The sequence below is a fragment of the Vibrio maritimus genome (assembly GCF_021441885.1).
In the GTDB taxonomy this organism is placed as follows: domain Bacteria; phylum Pseudomonadota; class Gammaproteobacteria; order Enterobacterales; family Vibrionaceae; genus Vibrio; species Vibrio maritimus_B.
Genome location: NZ_CP090439.1, coordinates 252,551 through 273,246, shown reverse-complemented (window position 1 = coordinate 273,246; position 20,696 = coordinate 252,551). Strand labels below are relative to the sequence as shown.

Annotated in this window: 11 protein-coding genes and 1 pseudogene; 7 read left to right on the top strand and 5 right to left on the bottom strand. The window is 46.4% G+C overall.

Annotated elements, in window-relative coordinates; all coding sequences use genetic code 11:
- The first annotated feature begins 105 nt into the window (after positions 1 to 105).
- The 4 genes from LY387_RS17810 (at position 106) to LY387_RS17795 (ending at position 5,521) form a co-directional block, all read left to right on the top strand.
- Complete coding sequence (locus tag LY387_RS17810; protein WP_234497781.1) at positions 106 to 1,275, top strand: efflux RND transporter periplasmic adaptor subunit; 1,170 nt, start codon at positions 106 to 108, stop codon at positions 1,273 to 1,275.
- Complete coding sequence (locus tag LY387_RS17805) at positions 1,268 to 4,402, top strand: efflux RND transporter permease subunit (RefSeq protein ID WP_234497129.1); 3,135 nt, start codon at positions 1,268 to 1,270, stop codon at positions 4,400 to 4,402. The genes LY387_RS17810 and LY387_RS17805 overlap by 8 nt, the downstream gene beginning before the upstream one ends.
- A gap of 246 nt (positions 4,403 to 4,648) precedes the next feature.
- The gene (locus LY387_RS17800) at positions 4,649 to 5,329 is read left to right on the top strand and encodes a hypothetical protein (protein WP_234497127.1); all 681 of its coding nucleotides are present in this window, start codon (positions 4,649 to 4,651) and stop codon (positions 5,327 to 5,329) included.
- Positions 5,330 to 5,341: 12 nt separating this feature from the next.
- Complete coding sequence (locus LY387_RS17795) at positions 5,342 to 5,521, top strand: hypothetical protein (RefSeq protein WP_234497126.1); 180 nt, start codon at positions 5,342 to 5,344, stop codon at positions 5,519 to 5,521.
- Positions 5,522 to 5,552: 31 nt separating this feature from the next.
- On the opposite strand, the gene LY387_RS17790 is transcribed toward LY387_RS17795, so the two are convergent.
- The 4 genes from LY387_RS17790 to yiaY all read right to left on the bottom strand — a co-directional run bounded on the left by LY387_RS17790 (position 5,553) and on the right by yiaY (position 13,359).
- A complete protein-coding gene (locus tag LY387_RS17790) occupies positions 5,553 to 6,323 on the bottom strand; it encodes a hypothetical protein (RefSeq protein WP_234497125.1) in 771 nt (256 codons plus the stop codon).
- A 12-nt stretch (positions 6,324 to 6,335) separates the two neighbouring features.
- Positions 6,336 to 10,865, bottom strand: coding sequence for a phosphodiester glycosidase family protein (locus tag LY387_RS17785; RefSeq protein ID WP_234497124.1), 4,530 nt, complete (start codon positions 10,863 to 10,865; stop codon positions 6,336 to 6,338).
- Positions 10,866 to 11,182: 317 nt separating this feature from the next.
- Complete coding sequence (locus LY387_RS17780) at positions 11,183 to 12,040, bottom strand: helix-turn-helix domain-containing protein (RefSeq protein WP_234497122.1); 858 nt, start codon at positions 12,038 to 12,040, stop codon at positions 11,183 to 11,185.
- A gap of 170 nt (positions 12,041 to 12,210) precedes the next feature.
- Positions 12,211 to 13,359 carry an L-threonine dehydrogenase gene (gene yiaY, locus LY387_RS17775; protein ID WP_234497120.1) on the bottom strand — a complete coding sequence of 383 codons (1,149 nt, stop codon included), beginning with the start codon at positions 13,357 to 13,359 and terminating at the stop codon, positions 12,211 to 12,213.
- 559 nt (positions 13,360 to 13,918) lie between these two features.
- Between yiaY and LY387_RS17770 the strand changes: the two are divergent.
- Positions 13,919 to 15,256 (top strand): annotated as a pseudogene (locus tag LY387_RS17770) (aldehyde dehydrogenase family protein); the annotation flags it as partial.
- A gap of 153 nt (positions 15,257 to 15,409) precedes the next feature.
- Here the strand turns inward: LY387_RS17770 and LY387_RS17765 are convergent.
- Complete coding sequence (locus tag LY387_RS17765; protein ID WP_234497119.1) at positions 15,410 to 16,492, bottom strand: LacI family DNA-binding transcriptional regulator; 1,083 nt, start codon at positions 16,490 to 16,492, stop codon at positions 15,410 to 15,412.
- 220 nt (positions 16,493 to 16,712) lie between these two features.
- On the opposite strand from LY387_RS17765, the gene LY387_RS17760 reads away from it, so the two are divergent.
- Positions 16,713 to 18,815 (top strand): alpha-galactosidase, encoded by a 2,103-nt coding sequence (locus LY387_RS17760; RefSeq protein WP_234497117.1) that lies wholly within the window; start codon positions 16,713 to 16,715, stop codon positions 18,813 to 18,815.
- A 102-nt stretch (positions 18,816 to 18,917) separates the two neighbouring features.
- A complete protein-coding gene (locus LY387_RS17755) occupies positions 18,918 to 20,690 on the top strand; it encodes a solute:sodium symporter family transporter (protein WP_234497111.1) in 1,773 nt (590 codons plus the stop codon).
- Positions 20,691 to 20,696 lie beyond the last annotated feature (6 nt).

Here is a 20,696-nt window from a genome sequence, read left to right as displayed (position 1 = left end):
CGATATTGGTCAAAAAAGATGATGAATCCTTACAGTTAATGTTAGTGAGTTTACGTACAATACTTTGAGGCTAGAGAACAATAACTAGAGATCTACAAAAGGGAAATTATGTTCAAGCGCAGTATTAAATGGATACTTCCTTTCGCCATCCTCGGTGTCGCTGGTGGGGGCTACATGTTGGTTCAAGAAACCGCTCCGGAGGTTGAAGAGCAAAAAGAACTCGATACCACCCCGCGTGTTAAGACGCAGATCATGCAGGCAGAAGCTCACCAGGTTCAGATCTCAAGCTTTGGTGAAGTGGTGCCTTTGGAGCGCACAGCGCTTTCAACACAGGTGTCTGGTGAGGTGACGAGTTGGCACCCTAACTTTGTTTCTGGCGGTGTTGTAAAACGTGGCGAGGTGCTATTTACCATCGAAAAGGATGACTACCAAGCGGCTGTACTTCAAGCTGAGGCTGAGTTAGCGCAGGCACAGGCCACTTTGATTGAAGAGCGCGCCAAAGCGAACGTAGCAGAGCGTCAGGCGAAGAAGATCAAAGATACTCAGGTCTCTGATCTTTACCTACGAATTCCACAAGTTCTTAGCGCAGAAGCCAGAGTCAAATCTGCGCAAGCGGGGCTGAGACGAGCAAAGCGTGATTTGGAAAATACCGAGGTTGTCGCCCCGTACGACGCGCTAGTGGTCTCTCGTAACATAGGTGTGGGTCAATATATTACGGCGGGTTCGCAAGTCGCTGACATCAATAACATTGAGTATGCAGAGGTCATGGTGCCCATTGCTGGCTTTGATGCGCCTTTCTTACCGCGCGACATTGTTGGTGTAAAGGCAGAGATCATCGCCAAGGGTCGTGTTGAAACGGTACGAGATGGGCAGATTGTTCGTGACTTGGGCGTAGTAGACAGTGCAACACGCATGGCGAATATGGTGATTCGTATTGCTGATCCTTATGGCCTGAAAACGAGCGTTACTCCGCTTCCATTTGGTTCCTATGTAGAGGTTCGCTTCAATGGTAGAGAGGTTGCGAATCTGTTCAAAGTTCCCCAAGAGTTGGTGGTCGACGAGCGTGTCTGGGTGGTTGATCAAGAGGACAAACTCGTTCCAAAAGCCGTTCATGTACTGCGTGAAGAGCAAGCCAACTTCTTCATTGATTCGGGCATTGAAAACGGTGATGAGGTGGTGCTAACTGTGCCTGAGTTCCCGCAAATTGGTATGACAGTGATTCGTTCTAACGATGAAGTAGAGGCAATTGCGCAGCAAGGAGAAGCCAGTGAGTAACAAAACTCAACGCGGCATTATCGCCTTATTTGCCAATAACTCGGTCGCCGCCAACTTGCTGATGGCGTTTGTGCTGATCATGGGTACGGTGAGTTACTTCTTGATCCAAAGGCAGATGTTCCCAAATTTTGAAATTAACTACATCAGTGTGACGGCATCCTACCCAGGAGTATCAGCGCAAGAGATTGAAGAAACCATACTGATTAAAGTGGAAGAGTCGTTAAAAGACGTTACCGAAATCAAAAAAGCCGTCACCGACGCGTATCGTGGCGGTGGGCAGGTAACGCTCGAAATAGATACGAAAGCCAACCTGATGGAAGTGTTGGATAAAGTAAAACAGCGGGTCGATGCGATCGCGAGTTTTCCTAAGGCGATGGAGCCTATCAAGGTTACTCAGATAGAGTTCAAGCAAGACGTTATTGGTATGGTGCTATCTGGGAATACGTCCTTGATGGAGCTCAAGACCATATCAAAGCAGATAGAAAAAGAGCTGTTGCAGCTCAATGATGTGTCTCTGGTAGAAGTAAGCTCACCACCCGATGAGATCGGCATCGAGATTCATCCCGATGAGCTTCGAACCTATGATTTAACCCTTGATGATGTCGTCGCTGCGATTCAAAAATATTCCGCTAACTTCTCTGCAGGTCAGGTGCGAACCAGTACAGGCTTGGTCTCTATTCGCATCGAGAATCAGTACTATGATGGTTACGAGTTCAGGCAGATTCCGGTTAAGTTAGGGGCGAATGGCTCTAAGGTACTTCTTGGCGATATTGCGACCATCAAAGATGCGTTTACAGAGGGGCAGCACTACTTCAAGTTCTCAGGCGAAAATGGCATTTACCTCACGGTAAAAGCGACCAAAACGCAGAACATGGTCCCAGTCGCCGAAACGGTGCAACGCTATATTGAAGCGAGAAACCAAACGCTTCCACATGGCGTGCAAATCCATACGCTGATGGACATGACGTATTACCTGAATGCCCGTCTCGATATGATGCTAAAGAATCTGTTGCAAGGTGCAGTACTTGTAGCTGTGTTGCTGACTATCTTCTTGCGCTTCCGCCTAGCCATGTGGGTAATGGTGGGGCTGCCAGTGTGTTTTCTCGGCGCGGTAATGCTGATGCCGTTGTTCGATGTCAGTATTAACATCATCACTCTGTTTGCTTTCATTATGGTGCTCGGGATCGTGGTCGACGATGCCATAGTGATAGGAGAAAGTGTCTATACCGAAGTCGAGAAGAGTGGTGGGGGCGTAACGAATGTCGTGCGTGGTGCGCAGAGAGTAGCGACACCTGCGACCTTTGGTGTATTAACCACGATAGCGGTGTTCGTGCCATTCTTGTTTTCCACTGGACCTGAAAAAGCCTTCTTCTATGGGCTGTCTATCGTGGTGATCTTCTGTTTAATATTCAGTCTTATTGAATCCAAGCTGATTTTGCCCGCTCACCTTGCGCATACCAAGTTTACTCCGGTCAAAGAGAACAGTTATCGGGCACGTTTCAACCGCGCTTTCTTCCGACTGATTAATGGACCATACAAACGCTTGGTGAGCCGCTGCGTTGAGTGGCGTTGGTCAGTAATGGCGGGGTTTGTCGGTATATTGCTGGTAAGTGTTGCTATGATGACCTCGGGGCATGTTCGTATGATTCCGAGCCCGAAGGTTCCTTCTGATTTTCCAATCATCAAAATAGAGATGAACAGTAACGTCTCCGATGAGCAGACGATTGATGCGCTTTTAACGCTAGAGAAAGTGGTGAGCGCCGTTGATAAAGAGGTTGAAGAAGAGTACGGCATGTCAGTCATCAGAGATATGATGACGATTAATACAAGCCGCACAGAAGGTATGTTGATCTTACCTTTAGTGGATGAAGAAGTTCGCCCTGTCGATGCGTTTGAGCTGTCGCGGCGTTGGCGTGAAAAACTGCCTACTATTGTTGGCCTCAAGTCGATCGTTATCAATGACAATGTGACCGGAGGTGATGGGGGCGATGAATTTGGTTATCTGCTGTATGGTCCAGACATGGATGTGCTCAATGCGGCAGGGAGGGAGTTGGTTTCCCAGCTTCGTTTACAAACGGGTCTATTTGATGTCAGCTCATCCATGGACACTGGCAGTCGTGAAGTACAACTTTCTCTCAAACCTGTCGCTTACGACCTCGGGCTAGATTTAGCTAGTGTGGCCGCGCAAGTCGGCGGAAGCTTCTACGGCGGTGAGGCGCAACGTGTATTGAGAAATACCGAAGAAGTGAGAGTCATGGTGCGTTATCCAAAGCTCACTCGTGAGGCATTCTCATCATTGCGTTATGCACTAATTAACACACCTTCTGGCAAGAAGGTGATGTTGGGAGATGTCGTCGATATCGAGAGTAAGCCAGGTATTAACCAGATCCGACGTGAGAATGGTTTCCGGACAGTTTATATCTATGGTTCTATTGATGAGTCGGTGATAGAGCCGGATCAAGCGGTCAAAAACATTGAAGACAATGTGCTGCCAGAGATCAAAGCGCTGTTCCCAGGCGTAACGACAGAGCTTGGTGGTACCATTGAAGAGCAGCAAAAGCAGAAAGCGGAACAGATCGTGTTCTTCATTGCTGGCATGATAACGGTCTATATACTTCTTGCTGTCCCGCTTAAGAGCTACGCTCAGCCGTTCATTATTATGTCTGTGATTCCGTTTAGTTTAACGGGCGCTATTTGGGGCCATTATTTCTATGGCTTGGATATGTCGATGATGTCGACGTTTGGTTTAATCGCGGCGGCAGGTGTTGTTATCAATGATTCCCTAGTAATGACCGATTATGTAAACCAAATCAAAGCGCGTTGCGATTGCGCTAAAACTGCTGTGGTTGAAGCAGGGTGCGCGCGTTTCCGGGCGATTACCCTCACTTCAATCACCACGTTCTTCGGCGTGTTGCCAATTATGTTCGAGACCAGCTTACAAGCCGCATTCGTTAAACCAATGGCCGTAGCTCTTGGGTTCGCGGTGATGTACGCCACGGTAGTTACCCTTATCGCCGTGCCTTGTTTGTATGTGATGCTAGAGGATATCGGCAAGGTATTGACTAAACTCAAGCGCTTGTACTTCCCAGCTAAAAGTGGTCAACCTGAAAACTCTCCATCTAGCTAATTGCCCGCAATAAACCTCACCGAGCACAGAAACTGTCGCTCGGTGAGGACTTTCCTCCACGCCTTTATTATCAACGCATGCAGCGCCAACTATTCGAAATTTGAATATTACCCGCTTTGAGTCATTTCTAGTAACTCCCTAAAGTCAGCGCAAGAAAACAACGTCAATATACATGGCAACTTGACCATAGGCTTTAATGACCACGGATGACCTAATTAAACGGACTTTTCTTGATTAGGTAATATCATGAAAAAAACGATACTTAGTATGGCGCTTTGTGCGCTGACTGCAGGCGCATGGGCGTCAAACTCTACTCAAGCTGATGCTGAGGATATCAACTACGGCGATCCTACTGCGTCATTCTCGACGCTTGGTGTATCTCGCTCGGGTGACGCGACTCAGCTTAATGGCATGCTGGGTATTGGTAGCAATATCTTCCAACTTGACCTTGGTGTTGCGGACAAGAAAACTGCCGACGGCAAAATTGACTATAACTACCGTGGCCGCTATTTCCATGTTACTGATGGGCTGGGCTTTAGCGTAGATGTATTAGGAGATCGCAACAGTACAACAGCATTAGCTGGGATGATCTACAAGTTCCAGATTACCGATAACGTAATGCTTTTCCCTATGCTTTCCGTAGGTCGAACGTCTGCGGATGAAGCGGGCAAAGAGACGTTTAAGTCAACGGTATATCAAGCTGGTCTGTACGGAATGTATGCTTTTGATGCTGGCCACTGGCTCTATGCCAACCCTAAGTCTACTTACGTCCAACAGGCGAAAGAGTGGGTACCTCAAGTAGAAGTGGGTGGTGGCTACATGCTGACCGACGTGGTCTCAGTGGGTTTTAAAGTCGAACATACCGCTGAAACTAAGTCTATGAAGAAAGACACCACAGGTTGGTTGCAAGCTAACTACTACTTCTAATGAGGTGAGATCGTGGAAGACACACTAGAAATCGTCTCGATGTGTGTCATGGATGATCGCAGTTTTATCATGGCTTACCTGATTGGCGCTGCCTCGATGTGGTTGTGGTTCGAGTTTCGCAGACTAGGACCTAACGCGAGACGCCGTGCTGATGAGGCTGAGCAAGAATCAAGTAAAACAACGGCTCCCTAGGGAGCCGTTTTTAGTAGACCAAAGTCTCTGACTAGCAGAATACGTTGGATTCAAAGCGATCCGAGATTCGAATCATATCGATAGCTCCAATGTACTGACTTGCTTCCGTGTAACCGCCGCGCATCTCATAGGCTGTTAGCTTTAAAGGTGCACTGCTTAGGATGGGCTGACCCGGTGTTCGAGTAAACTCAGCAACTTGCTCACAAGCATGAGTCAAGGTTACTGTCGTTCCATCAGAGCGAAGCATGAGTTCATGAAAATCAGCATCTTTTATGTTGGTGAACAGTTTACGTTGGTGCTGTTCAAAGGTTGCCATAAAGACATCATCAATGATTTCCAGATGCAAACCCAAACCGTCATCATTCCATAATGAAAGAATGGAACCTTCCTCCCCAGTTGCTCTAATCTGGATAGTAAACTCGTCTCCTAAAGGACGTGATTCAAAATCGCTATACTGATCGGTTTGCAAGCGGGGTTGGCCTTCCATCTGACCTTGGTCGTCCATAAAAGGCACCAACTTGATCGCATTCTCAAGGCGTCCTGACACAGATACCTCTGCATTTTTAGCCTCGGGAGCAGTCAGCATTCTGTCACCGCTGTCTATTGGATACAGCTTGCTGTTGTATTCGCTGTAATCAACGTAGCAGTAGTCTGATAGCTCGCAATCTTCAGTGGAAGACAGTGTCCAAAAGCCTCGCGTGTTGGCGTCGACCGGAATCGGGTTATCCCTATACTCGGTTTCGTTACATCCAGCGAGAAGCATTATAGATAGTACACTTAGTGCAATAGTATTCTTTTTCATCGTATGTGCTCCTTAAAAACCGCGACTTTCACGTGTGGTTAATGTCACTCGATCAATAAGCTGACCATTCATATTGCGCGTTTGCACTTCCATTTGCTCGCCTTGGATATGCAGTGTTGTGTAGGTATGAACATTCTCGTCGTAAAGCACATCAGCAAAAGGCACAATGCCACCAAAATCGGCATCGTAGAACTTCATGGAAGCTGAGCCTGCGATGAGATACGTTGCGCCTGATGGATTTGGTCTGTCGCCTGCCATAGTAACGCTTCGCGAGTACATATGGTCGTGTCCAGCAACAACTAGGTCGATGCCCGCTCTGTCGACAGCAGATGGCACATAGCGTTTCGACCATTCGTTGCCTGAATCTTTGTTGCCCTCGTAAGGTGGACGGTGCAACATCAGAACTTTCCAAGTTTGATCTGAAGAGGCCATATCGTCCTCAAGCCAGTTCATCATGTTCTGCCACTCTTCATCGGTGAACAGTTCTGTGTTGACGACAGCGATGCGCGCATTACCGTAATCAAAGCTGTACACAGATTGTTTGTTCGGAGCTTCGAATGGACCATTAGCTGGCGATTTGAAGATAGACTCGTACTTGTATCGACCCTCGTTATAGACCTCATGATTACCCATAGTCGGAACAAACATCACCGAGCCAAATCGGCCTTGTCCTTCCAGTGCTTCTAAGAATTGACGTACCAGTTGGTAATCACTCATATCCTCGGTAAGGTCACCCACGTGCATGATGAGATCAGGGTTTGGAAGCTGAGCGCTCATCTTGTCAAAGATTTCGCTGACCAACGGTGAACCGTGGTTTTCGTTGTAATCATTGGTCGTTTGAGTGTCACCAAACAGATGGATACGAACCTCATCATCCTGACGGTCGGTGCGGAACGTGAAGGTTTCACTGCGAGCAAAGTCATTGGCAACGTAATAGCTGTACTCCGTATTCGGCTCCAATCCAGTAAAGGTAGCGTGATGCACGCGAACAACGCCGGATTCTGGACCATAGAAGAACGGCAGGATCTCCGATTCCGTCATCGACGCGTGCTGATTAGGGCTACCATTCTTGCCGTAGTACGCATAAGTTGCATCCATCGCTGTATCGGTAAACCATGTCACCTGTACTTCACTCGAATCAACACCCGGTGTAAAGAACACATGGCGAGGCGCTGTACTAAGCTGCTCAGTTAGCGACATAACCGTTGACATCAACGATGCGCCGTCGTGATCATAAGCGCGAAGAATGAGTTCCACACTAGAGTCGTCTTCATCTCTTGGTAGATAGCGAACCAAGCCATAGTCATCGGTTGTGCCGATAGCTTCGGTGCCGATCACTTCATCGTTCGCAACGTCATAGTAGACTCGCTCAACATCGACGCCCGGTGCGGCTTCACCATTGGCATCGGCAATGAAGATGCGCGTTTGTTGGTTGGCAATGACATGATCTTGCATGACAACGAACTTGCCGCCGATGTCTTTCTTCAATACTGGATAGTTGAAGTCTTTGCCATCTAGCTCACCACTGACAACCAGTGATGCCGCACTATTTTGCACGTATCCATCAACAGTAAGCTCTATCTGCGCTAACGTATGTACGTTCTCAGAGAAGCCGCTGAATGTGCCTTGCCAGAAACCTGGATACTCAGTGACGTTGTCGAACTCCATATCTTCCGCGAGTACGTTAAGTGACGTTTTAGTTGTGTCGTAGTTCAGCGTTAATGTGAAGTTTCGGAATGTCTCTGGCTTCACCACTTCCACTGGTAGGTTAAAGGTACCGCCTGCAAAAATGACGTCATGCTCGCCACCAATAAAGATGCGAGAATCACCGGTGTCTACGTTGAATAGCGTGTCGCCTGCCGAAGCATTGCCAAGTTTATCGAACACTCGATAGTCAATGCGTTGCCAGCCATCATCAAGGTTATTTAGCTCGACCCAGAAAGCGTCTTCACCGTTGTTTTGGATCTCCGCATCACTTATTGGTTCGCCATTCAGTGAAAGTTCAATATGGTCGAAGTCTATACCTGATGGGTCAAATACTTGCAGACGAAGCGTGGTGTTTTTACTGTTGATGGTTTCGTTTTCAGCCGGAGTCACGATGACTGATGGACCCGCTAGGTCAGTATCGAGATCGTAAATGGCAGTAAAGTTGTCCAATACAACACTAGTATCAATTCGCTCTGCCGTCTGAAGCACTAGGAATCGGAATGGTTGATCGAACGTCAATGGCTCAGGTAAACCTTGTGGGATATCTGCGGTCATAAAGTGCCAACCGCGGTTTGGCAGTGCTTCACCTTCGTTGTTGTAGTTGATGCCAACCGCAGCGCCCTCACCATCACGGAGTTGTCCGCGTACCCACCAGACTTTTCCTGCTAACTCTTCTGGAATATAAACATTCACACCAAGTTGGCGAGGGTAGCCTGGCAATTCAGTAATTTTATGCTCATCGACAAGGTAAGCGCCGAAGGTTCCTGGTTGCGCTGAATCAGCTTCCCATGAGAGTTCTAGAGAATAGTCACCATCAAAAACAGGTGAATCGACTTGCTCAATTTCAACCAATCGAGCGCGTGCACCCGTTGCGGTGAAATGAGAAATATCCCCCTCAAAGTCTTCGATCACTATCGGCGGCAGACCAATACTGATGTCGATGTTCGCAGATAGTGATTCTTTACCTTTTTTGTAGATAACGGTTACAGAGACTTCGCCACCTTGAACATCAGCCGCATAGAAGATGCCCGTTTCAGGGTCGACTCGACCACTGTGAGTATTACTAAGCTCATAGCTAAGAGACGCGGGCTCATAGGTGACTACCTTGTCGCCAGAAATGAGCGTTGGCAGTATTGGTGTTGACTCGCCGCGACCCAGCGTAATCTTGTCACTTCCAAAGTACATTTCGTCGATATGTGTGACGACGCTAACTTTCGCTACGCCTTTCAAGTGATCTTGGTTTAAAGGATTCTCACCAAGGTTTGCAACGATAAAGCCTTCAGCTTCGCTTGACGCGGCTTTAAATGCACCAGAGCGGACATCAATAAGACCGATAGCAGAATCGTTGATACCGAATTCAACAGACTCGCCAGACTCATGAAGTGAGTCACCGTCATAGCCTACGGCTTTGAAGCGGCGGTAAGTTGTGCCCGCTAGAATTGTCATCTCTTTCGGGAAAACGGCGATACCGTCGTTATAAGAGGCTTTCAAAGGGTCGAGCTTTAAGCCCCACTTAGAGGCAACTACACGCTCCAAACCATCTGATGGTACGTTGATAACATGATTGTATCGCTCTCCAGGCATACGCATGGTCATGGTTGTAGAACCACCACCATCGAGGTTTACCGCATCAACTGCGCCGTATGCTTGCATAATTTGACCAAGCTTTTTCAGCGTGATGCCATCACTAAATGTACCAATTGGTTTGTCAGCAACTAAGAAAAAGCCAGTACCATCCGCTTTGATACCAAAAGCGGTACGTCCACTGATTGCTTCTTCGTTGTTATCTGTGTGCAATTGGCCATCTTTAACCAACATGACATTTCTAAAGCCAGCTCCGAGTGCATGTTTAACGTCTGACCAACGCGGATCTTCGGTATGGAAAGATGTTGAAATATGGTCGCCAACAAACAGCTGTTCTTCTTCCGTTGTTACCAAGACATGACCTGAAGGAACGGTATAGTTGCGTTCACCACTGACTACTTCAACAATCTCGCCTTCGAACGGTGCGAACTGCGCGATAGCTGAACCATCATCGTTAGCAGTAATCGATACATCGTTGATTTGGGGCTTAACCAAAGCTCCGTAGCTTTGCGTTAGGTCGACGGTGCCACGATAACGATCACCCGGGTAAACGTTTAAGCTACCGTTATCCTGACTATAACTGTGGTTGGTATAGCCTTCTTTATCGAAATAGAAGACGTTGGAGACAAGACCCTGATACTGCTTATTGATACCCCACGTCAGTTCAAACTCGGGAGTGTTTTCCCAAATTTCCAGTGAGTCATCGTGATTAACAATAATCACGGCCTCACTGGATACATTCCAACCGGTAAAGTTTTGGCCATCAATCGTGACAACGCCTAGGTTCCAACCGTTGACCATGTTGTATGGGTCTGCGTTGATGGCGCCAATGATATTGTCGCCTTGGTCAATTCGGTAGTTCACGGAATCTGTGGTCGTTTCCATGCTGAACTGACCGGTAGAGCGTTCGATGGGCACCAGTTCGATTCCTGAGCCATTTCGAAAATCCATTGTCATGATGGCAGAGTCACGAGTGTGATTTAGCAGTCCGCGAGTCAGTGTTAGGTCGTCGTTCACGTGATACTCGTGGTAGTCGGTAATTTCTGTTGGCTCTTGCTCATTAGGATGGGCGGTAACGTCCATGACACGGGGAGGAATGGCTGGTTTGATTCTATCGACTAAGTCACTCGGTACCTCAATAATGTTAGGTACGAAGTCTTCTCGACCTGGTGTGCCATCGACATAATCACGGTCTTCGGTATTGGTGTTACAACCCACCAAAAGCGCCGAGACCAAACTGATCGAAAGCATACTCCTCATTGGAGGAGTATGTGGTAATAACGACATTAAGTTACTCTCTACATTGAAAAAATTGCGTTGGAGAGTAATGTCCATTAATGACAGTTTTTTAGAGCTTATGTGTCGGATTTATTTCACTGCAACAGGCCCAGTGTTTCTCAGCTTTCTACTTGCCACGTTGTAACCCACTGTAAAGTAAAACAATAATAAGTTACTTAGGTATAGACCAGATGGGTGTGTGGTGAAATATAGCCTTACATTCAATAACTATTGCTTTCAGATGATTCTAGTGAATAAACGACTCTTGAGTGAATCGTTTGCACCTGAGATCAATTGAGATGTGTTAAAGATCGCTGAAATTGCTTGGGCGTCTGCCCAAACTCACCTTTGAACAATCGAATAAAGTGCGAGATATTGTCGTAGCCCGTTTCATAGGCAGCGTCGGTCACAGACATCGAGGTTAAGTGTCGCTTTGCCGCCTTTAAGCGCAGCTGCGTTAAGTACTGTTTTGGATTCTGTTCCGTCATCAATTTGAACTTCTGTGAGAAACTGGAAAGCGACATCCCCACCTCTTCTGCGACTTGAGACAAGGATAGCTGCATGCCTTCTTGTGAACTCATAAGACGAATTGCACGCTTAATAGGGTGTGATTGATTGCCGTTGATGATGTTGTGACAGGCGTTTTTTCGAAGTAGCTCAAACACTAACTCTTGCCCCGTGAGTTCAATCAGAAAGTCCATTCCAGCTTCTTGCTCACGCAGAATTTCTTGCATTCTCTCATGCAGGGCGTCAACCCGCTTCTCAATGGGATTAACGACAAAGCTCTGTGGATCTAACGATTGTGCGGTGTCGAACTCTAGGCAGTCAGAAACTCGCTGTGCGACCTTCTCGATGAGCGGTTCATTGAACTCGTACACCAAGGCCTTGGTGTACTCCGGCATCTTCATGTGAATGTTTGAATTCGGTGGCAATAAGACGAACTCATCACTTTGATAATCAAATGCCTCAGATTGGTTAACTCTGACCGATTTGGTGCCCTCTAGGATGGTGCACAGGCGAGGGGCTTCATAGGAGCGATATTCGTCGTGAAAGTCTTTCGGGAGATCGTAATAGAGTAAATTGATCTGACCTGCGTTCAATGCATACTCTCGCTCTGCGATGCGACTAAAGTTGCTCAACGTGTGCATGTGTGGCGTTTTACTCCTATTACGGTGGTGAATCCCATAATAGACAGGAGAAAATAGCACGACATTGATCTGTGCTAGTTAAACCCTCGCCATTTATAAAACAAAACTGCAGGCAAACGATTGACCTGCAGTTTTGGGATTTTACTCGAAACTAGAGTTTTCTAAATTCGTTATAGAGCCGCTGCTAGAATGCCAACAATTTCGTCATGGGTTGCTTGTTTCGGGTTAGTGAAACCACATGCATCTTTCAGAGCGTTTTCTGCAAGTACGTCGAAATCGTCGCGCTTGACACCAAGCTCTTCTAGACCCGCTGGAATGTTTACGTCTTTCGATAGCTGGCGGATAGCGTCTAGACCTGCGTTAGCTGCCTGCTCATCGCTCATGCTAGCTGTGTCCACACCCATCGCGCGAGCCACGTCAGCTAGGCGTGCTGGTGCAACTTGTGCGTTGTACTGCTGAACGTGTGGCAGCAGTACTGCATTACAAACACCGTGTGGCAGGTCGTAGAAACCACCCAACTGGTGAGCAATAGCGTGAACATAACCAAGGGAGGCATTGTTAAACGCCATACCAGCCATAAACTGCGCGTACGCCATGTTGTCACGTGCTTCTAGGTTGTCACCGTTTGCAACCGCTTCACGCAGGTTGGCTTGAATCATTTCAATAGCTTTGATAGCGGATGCATCGGTAACAGGTGTTGCTGCGATAGACACGTACGCTTCGATAGCGTGAGTCAGTGCGTCCATACCGGTTGCTGCTGTAAGTGAAGCTGGTTTCGCTAGCATTAGCTCTGGGTCATTCACTGAGATAATTGGCGTGACGTTTTTGTCCACGATAGCCATCTTAATGTGACGAGCTTCGTCAGTGATGATGCAGAAGCGAGTCATCTCTGATGCTGTACCAGCCGTTGTATTGATAGCAATAAGAGGCAGCTGAGGCTTTTTGGAAACATCCACGCCTTCGTAATCTTTGATTTCGCCGCCGTTTGTTGCAAGAAGCGCAATGCCTTTTGCACAGTCGTGCGGTGAGCCGCCACCGAATGAGATAACACAATCACAGCCGTGCTCTTTAAGAAGAGCAAGACCGTCGTTCACGTTCTCGATGGTTGGGTTTGGTTTCGTTTCGTCATAAACCACAGCAGCAACCTGCGCTTCATCCAATAGCGTTGTTAGCTTGTTGACTGCACCAATTTTGTTTAGAACGCCGTCTGTCACAATCAGGGCTTTTTGAAAACCGTGGCTTTCAATCGTTTTCACTGCGTCAGCTAGGCAACCAGCACCCATAAGGTTCAAAGATGGAATATAGAATGCGTTAGACATGTTCTACCTCGTTTAACTCTAAAAATTATCAAATTGGGTCGTAGGACCGACCTTTCTTTATGTTCTTAGTGCAGACTATCAATAGAGTTAATGCTCAAACTAGCGCTAGTTTTACAGAAATAGTCGTTTTTTTAGAGCTATTGAAAATCTTGATTTATGTCATAAGTGACTTGTTAGTCGGTCTTATTGTGTCGAAGGAAGAAATAATTACTTGCAGTCGAATAGACAATTCCACACAAAATGTAAGTAATTGTAACGAATGTTGCACTGCAACTTTTTTTAGGAAAATCTTGGCTCAAAGAAACAGTTTTTCTCGTATATCCCTCATATGCAATGAGTTGTCTAAATGGTTCGTTGTATTGTAATACAAATTGGCTAAATAGAATAAATGTGACTTTTCTTCCAAAGATGGTCGTTTTCTGTATCACTTTGCACCAATTTAGGGCTTTTATAGCTTTCCCTTTAGTTGGATTTGTATTGTTATTATGCAACCTGATTGTTAGTCTTTTGTCGCCATTATGTATGGCAATATTAAAAAAATAATTCAGGATGAATAAAAATGAGCTTAGAAATTAACAATTCGTTGGTTGACGTAATTGAACGGGTCAAGGATGCACAAAGTGTTTATGCGTCTTTTTCACAAGAGCAGGTAGACCGAATATTCAGAGCGGCAAGTATCGCTGCCTTTGATGCAAGTTTAGAGTTGGCAGAGCTTGCCGTAGAAGAGACAAAACTGGGTGTAGTCAAAGATAAAGTCACTAAGAATCAGTTTGCTTCTCTATATGTCTATAACGAGTACAAGACACTGAAAACATGTGACATTATTGAGCGAAATACAGAAGAGAGCTACTTGACCGTCGCTGAACCAATGGGCGTACTTTGCGGAATTATTCCAACGACAAATCCGACTTCGACCGCTATCTTTAAGTCCCTTCTTTCACTAAAAACCCGAAACGGTATCATTTTCTCTCCACATCCAAGGGCGGCAAAGTCAACCTGTGAGGCTGCGAAAAAAGTGCTAGACGCTGCTGTTAAAGCTGGTGCGCCGAAGGATATTATTGCGTGGTTAGATCAGCCGAGCAGAGAAGATTCTCTGGGCCTTATGAGACATGAGGACATCAGCTTGATCCTAGCGACAGGTGGTGCCGATATGGTCAAGTCAGCATACTCTTCTGGAAAACCTGCTATCGGTGTTGGCTCGGGAAATGTCCCTTGCATTATCCATGAGTCAGCAGATCTTCAGAAAGCGGTTGACTCGATACTAGAATCAAAAACCTTTGATAATGGTGTGGTGTGTGCATCTGAGCAAGTCATTATCGTTGATGCCGCTGTGTATGATGAGGTAAAGCAATGCTTTGTCGACAGACAGTGCAAAATGCTCAATCCAACCGAAGCGGATGATGTCAGAGGTGTATTGTCAGTAGATGGTCGACTAAACAGCAACATCGTCGGTCAATCAGCAGAGATTATTGCTGGCTTGGCAGGGGTTTCTGTTCCTCCATCAACCAAGGTGTTGATCGGTGAAGTGGAAAGTGGCTTGGGTGATCAAGACGTGTTTATGAAAGAGAAGTTATCACCGGTACTTGGCCTGGTTAAAGCGGTAGACTTTCATCATGCCGTAGACTTGGCGGTACAAACATTAAATATGGGTGGCGTTGGACATACCGCGAGTTTGTTTATCGATGATGAGAATTTCTCTGATGACATGGTTCACTTTAGCAAAGCTATTAAAGCTGTACGCATCGTTATCAACACGCCAAGTTCACAAGGTGCAATTGGGGGGCTTTACAACAGTACTATTCCACCATCGCTAACACTTGGTTGCGGATCGTGGGGTGGTAACTCTGTGTCTGAGAATGTTGGACCAAAGCACCTGATAAACATAAAAACGGTAGCGGCGCCTAGTAAGACGAAAATTGAGAAGCCTTGTTTTTCTCTAGCCTAGAACCGTAGAATTTTGAATTAACGTTGAAAGTCCTACCATTTTATCGGGAGATGGTAGGGCTCTTTGATGGTTTGAGCTGTCGTTACACTTTATTATCAAAAGACATCAAATTTCCTTCGGTAGCATCTCTTCTACTTGGCGTAATAGTTGTTGAATTTTGTGTTTGTTGTAGCTGGACGTTTCTTTTTTTTCGCTACTTCTGCGTTTAATTAACTCAACAGGCACATGGTGCTGATGCAATTCAATGTTCGGTTGAATGCCAAGTTCGATAAGCTTCATTGCTTGAAGGATCGCTTGCCTGCCAATCTCTTCGAAATCCTGTTTGATGGTTGTAAGCGGAGGAGTGAAGTATGCGCTGTCTTCAATGCCATCAAAACCCACCACGGCTACTTGTTCTGGCACTCGAATGTTTAGTTCATACAAGGCTCGCAATGCGCCAAGCGCCATTTGGTCACTGGCAACCAACACCGCATCAAACTGTTTGTTTTGAGCAAAGGCTTCACGTATCGCTAAGTAACCACTTTGTGCCTGCCAATCCCCAGTGTACTGCCAAGCGATCTGTTTGTTCTCTTGCTTTATGATCTTTAACCAGCTCTCTAGGCGTACTTGCGATGCACTCGAGTTTTTCGGGCCTGTAATCAGCAAAAAAGTATCTCGGCCTCGTTCAATTAAGTGAGCAGCGGCTTGTTCAGCCCCTTCAGCATGAGCGCCATGAACGAAGTGGACTGGCGTAGCTTCTGGAACATCAATAAATACCAGCTTGAGGCTTTGGAATTGCTCCTCAAGCTTCAGCGCATTTTCACTAGTTAGAGGTACATTAAGCACTACCCCCTCTACCTGCTGAGCAATAAGCTCTCTGATTGCCTCTTGAACATTGATTAGTGTCGGCTCAGAGACGACAGAGATTGCAGTGCCGCAATCTAAGTCATGCGCCATGTGGCGAACACCGTTGGCAATCAAAGCTGCACCATGTAACGCCATATCCAACGTAACCAAACCGATGTTTTTCGACTTTGCCCGGCTAAGCATCTGAGCACCTTTATTTGGCACGTAGCCCAGTTGCTTAATCGCTTGGTTTACCTTCTTTCTGGTTTTTTCCGCCACATTCTCTGAGCCATTGGTGACACGAGAAACGGTTTGAGTTGAGACGCCAGCCAGTTTCGCCACATCTTTGAAGGTTACGGTCATGATGTTTTAATCCAAGTAAAAAATGTCTTGAATAACATACATTATTGTTTCCGAAAACAAAGAGATCTAGTGCAAATAACACCGTTATTTCACGGGATTTAGATCACGTTTAATCGTATTTTGGCTACAAAATTGGATTGATTGGAGCAAGATGGGGTCCGCTAAATGTTTACGAAAACAAAAAATAAACTACGTTTGAAACAGAAGGGTTGAACAGGTCATGAGTAAGTTTGTCCATCTACAAAGTTGTAATCACAGTCTGATTATCAAAACAGACCGAGTGCCAGAAATTCTTCACTGGGGTGCAAAGATCGCGCAGATCGATGAAGACCTTTTGCTATCGACAGAGCGTCCGATCTCTCAGGCTCGTTTAGACGTTGATGTACCACTATCACTCTGTCCCGAGTTGGGTAGTGGTCACTTTAATGCCCCTGGTATTGAAGGCCACCGTGATGGTTATGACTGGGCTCCAGTGTTCAAGCTGACATCAACTCAGGTTGAAGACAACCAAGCAGTATTTGTTATGGCCGACGAGACTGCGAAGCTTGAGTTGACGGTTGAACTGAAGCTAAATTTTGATACTGACGTGGTTCAAAAGCGCGTTAGTGTTAAAAACTTAGGTGATAGTAAGTATTACCTAGGTAAACTCTCTTCCACTCTACCTTTGCCCAATCACGCTAACGAACTAATGACGTTCCATGGTCGCTGGTGTCATGAGTTTCAAACCCAGCGTCAACGATTCGAGCATGGCGGCTTCATGCAAGAGAACCGTCGTGGCCGCACATCACATGAAAACTTTCCAGGACTATTTCTCGGGACAAATGGTTTTAGCGAACAGCTTGGCCAGGTGTGGGGCTTTCACCTTGGTTGGAGTGGCAACCATCAGATGCGTGCAGATGTGCGAAGTGATGGTCGCCGCTTCGTTCAAGCCGGTGAGCTTCTACTTTCCGGGGAGTCTATTCTTGAGCCGGGATCTGAGTATCAAACTCCTTGGCTGTACGGTTGTTACAGCAACTCAGGTCTAAATGGTATCTCACAACGTTTCCAGCAGTTTGTCCGAGAGAACATAGTGAAGTTTTCTGTCAGTAAGCCACGCCCAGTACATCTAAATACATGGGAAGGCATCTACTTTGACCATAAACCAGACTACATAATGCAGATGGCAACTGAAGCGGCTGAAATGGGCGTAGAGCGCTTTATTATTGATGATGGTTGGTTCATCGGCCGTGATGGTGAGCGAGCAGCACTGGGTGATTGGTACCTAGATGAAATGAAATATCCCAATGGTTTGGAGCCTGTGATTGCTCACGTGAACCAACAAGGTATGGAGTTTGGTCTTTGGGTTGAGCCTGAAATGGTAAGCCAAGACTCGAACTTATACCGCAACCATTCTGATTGGGTGCTAGGCCTACAAGGTTATCATCAACCATCAGGTCGCTGGCAGTACGTACTTGATCTACAGAACGAAGATTGTTTCAACTACTTGTTTGAACGTCTTAATGAACTGCTGGCTCGCTACAACATTACTTACCTCAAGTGGGACATGAACCGAGAGTTGGTTCAGCCTGGTCATGAAGGTCGTCCTGCTGTACATGGTCAAACTCACGCACTGTACCGTTTAGTGGATGAGTTGAATAAAGCGCACCCAGAAGTCGAGATTGAATCTTGTTCTTCAGGTGGTGGGCGTATTGACTTCGAAATCCTTAAGCGCACCCAGCGTTTCTGGGCGTCGGATTGTAACGATGCGCTTGAACGCCAGACGATTCAGAAAGGCATGAGTTACTTCTTCCCGCCGGAAGTAATGGGAGCCCACATCGGCCCATACGAATGTCACTCTACTAATCGCCGTCACGGTATCAACATGCGCGGTGTAACAGCATTGGGTGGTCACATGGGCGTTGAGCTTGACCCTGTTAAAGAGTCTAAGGAAGAGAAAGAGGCGTTCTCTCGCTATATTGCCTTGCATAAGAAATATCGCCATCTATTACACGGCGGTCGCAGCTTCCGCATCGATCCTGCGGATAAGAATCAGAACATTTATGGTGTAGAGAGCGATGATGAAATGCTAATCACCGTTTGCCAATTAGCGATGCCTGATCATGCACTACCTTCACCACTGCGCATTAGCTGCGCCGACGTTCATGCGAAATATCAAGTGAAGTTAGTCGAGATGCCACAAACCAGTTTTCAATTAATGAAACAGCGTCCTAAGTGGCTGGACCAAACACTCACCCTGAGCGGCGACAACCTGAAAGAGATTGGTTTAACTCTACCAATTCTAGACCCTGAATCTGCGTTGATCGTACACCTACAAAAAATCTAAGAACCACAGAAAACATGGCAAGGATGCGATGATAAAGCCGATTTGCATCCTTGTCTTTAACACGAAAATTAATATTAAGATCCAATAAGTAAGGACAAAATTATGCCAATGACAATCCTACTGTCATTCTTTTTCTTCACAGGCTTCGTGGTGTTATTCACCTGGTCGCGTGTGAAGAATCAGAAAAATGATTCAAAAGATGGTTTTTTCCTCGGAGGTAGAAGCCTGACGGGTGGCCTTATTGCAAGTTCACTTATCCTAACCAACCTTTCTGCAACCAGCTTTGTTGGGATGAGCGCTCTGTCGTTTAAAGGAAACATGTCTGTGATGGGCTACGAAGTTGCATCAGGTATTACACTGATCATCATTGCTCTCTTCCTGGTACCACGCTACCTAAAGCAGGGTATTACAACGATTCCAGATTTCTTAGAATCTCGTTACGACCTGTCTGTTAAGCAGTTTGTTACGGTTCTATTTCTATTGAGTTACATCATCAACTTATTGCCAAATACCCTGTATGCAGGCGCAATGGTTATTGGTGGAATTTTCGATATAGAAACTATGCTGGGTATAAGCCGTTTTCAGGCGATTTTGCTTATTGCATCAATCATCGGTTTCCTCGGGCTGTTCTACGCGATTTACGGTGGTCTGAAAGCAGTCGTCATCGCAGATACCCTAAACGGTGTTGGCCTGATTGTAGGTGGTCTTATGATCCCAATCTTCGGGTTAATTGTTCTTGGTGACGGTAGCTTCATGGAAGGTGTCGATGTCATTACTACCAATGCAACGGACAAGCTACAAGCGGTGGGTGCAGAAGATGATCCAAACGTACCGTTCTCAACAATGTTTACAGGTCTACTGTTAGTAAACCTCTATTACTGGGGTACGGATCAAGCAATCATCCAGCGAGCTCTTGGCGCTAAGAACCTAAAAGAAGGTCAAAAGGGTGTAATTCTGGCGGGTGCGGTTAAGGTTATCACTCCTCTATTTCTAATCATCCCAGGCATCATTGCTTATCATATGTTTGGTACGACTGATGCAGCAGGTCAGAGCTACGAAGCAGATACTATGTACACTCGTTTAGTAAACGAGGTACTGCCCAAGCCACTGGTTGGTTTCTTCCTAGCAGCGATGTTTGGTGCAATCTTATCGACGTTTAATGGCGTACTGAACTCATCAACAACGCTATTTACTCTTAACGTTTACAAGCCTTTGTTTGACAAAGAGAACAAGCTTTCTGATGAACAGTTAGTAAACAAAGGGCGCTCGTTTGGTCTGTTCATCGCAATCCTGTCTGTGGGTATTGCACCGTTCATCATGTTTGCGCCTAACGGTCTGTTCGATTTGCTACAACGTCTAGCAGGTCTATTCAGTGTGCCAATCTTCACTATCGTATTCATGGGCTACATCACCAAGCGTGTTCCAGCGCTGGCGGCGAAGGTGTCACTGGCAGTCTTCGTAATGGCTTACGGTATTGTGCAGTTCACACCAGCAGCAATGCACGACTATCTAGGGCCACTAAAGCCATTGGCGGAACTTCATTTCTTTCACCAACTAGCGGTACTGTTCGTTGTGTGTAGCGGCATCATGCTGGCGATTAGTAAGGTTCGCCCTCGTGATACGGACTACGTTCTACCAGTAAACGAAGCGATGGATATCAAACCTTGGGAGTTCCGCTTCGAAGCTTCTGCAGTGATTTTGTACATGGTACTTGGCGCGTATATCACGTTCTCTGATTTAGGCCTTGTCGCGGGTGACACTTCATTCATGGTGACTTACGCACTGTGTGGCATCGTAATTTTGGGTGGTCTGTTTGCTCGTATCAAGAAGAAGCAAGCAAAAATAGCGCAATTAAAAACACAAGAAGCGCGTTAACAAAAC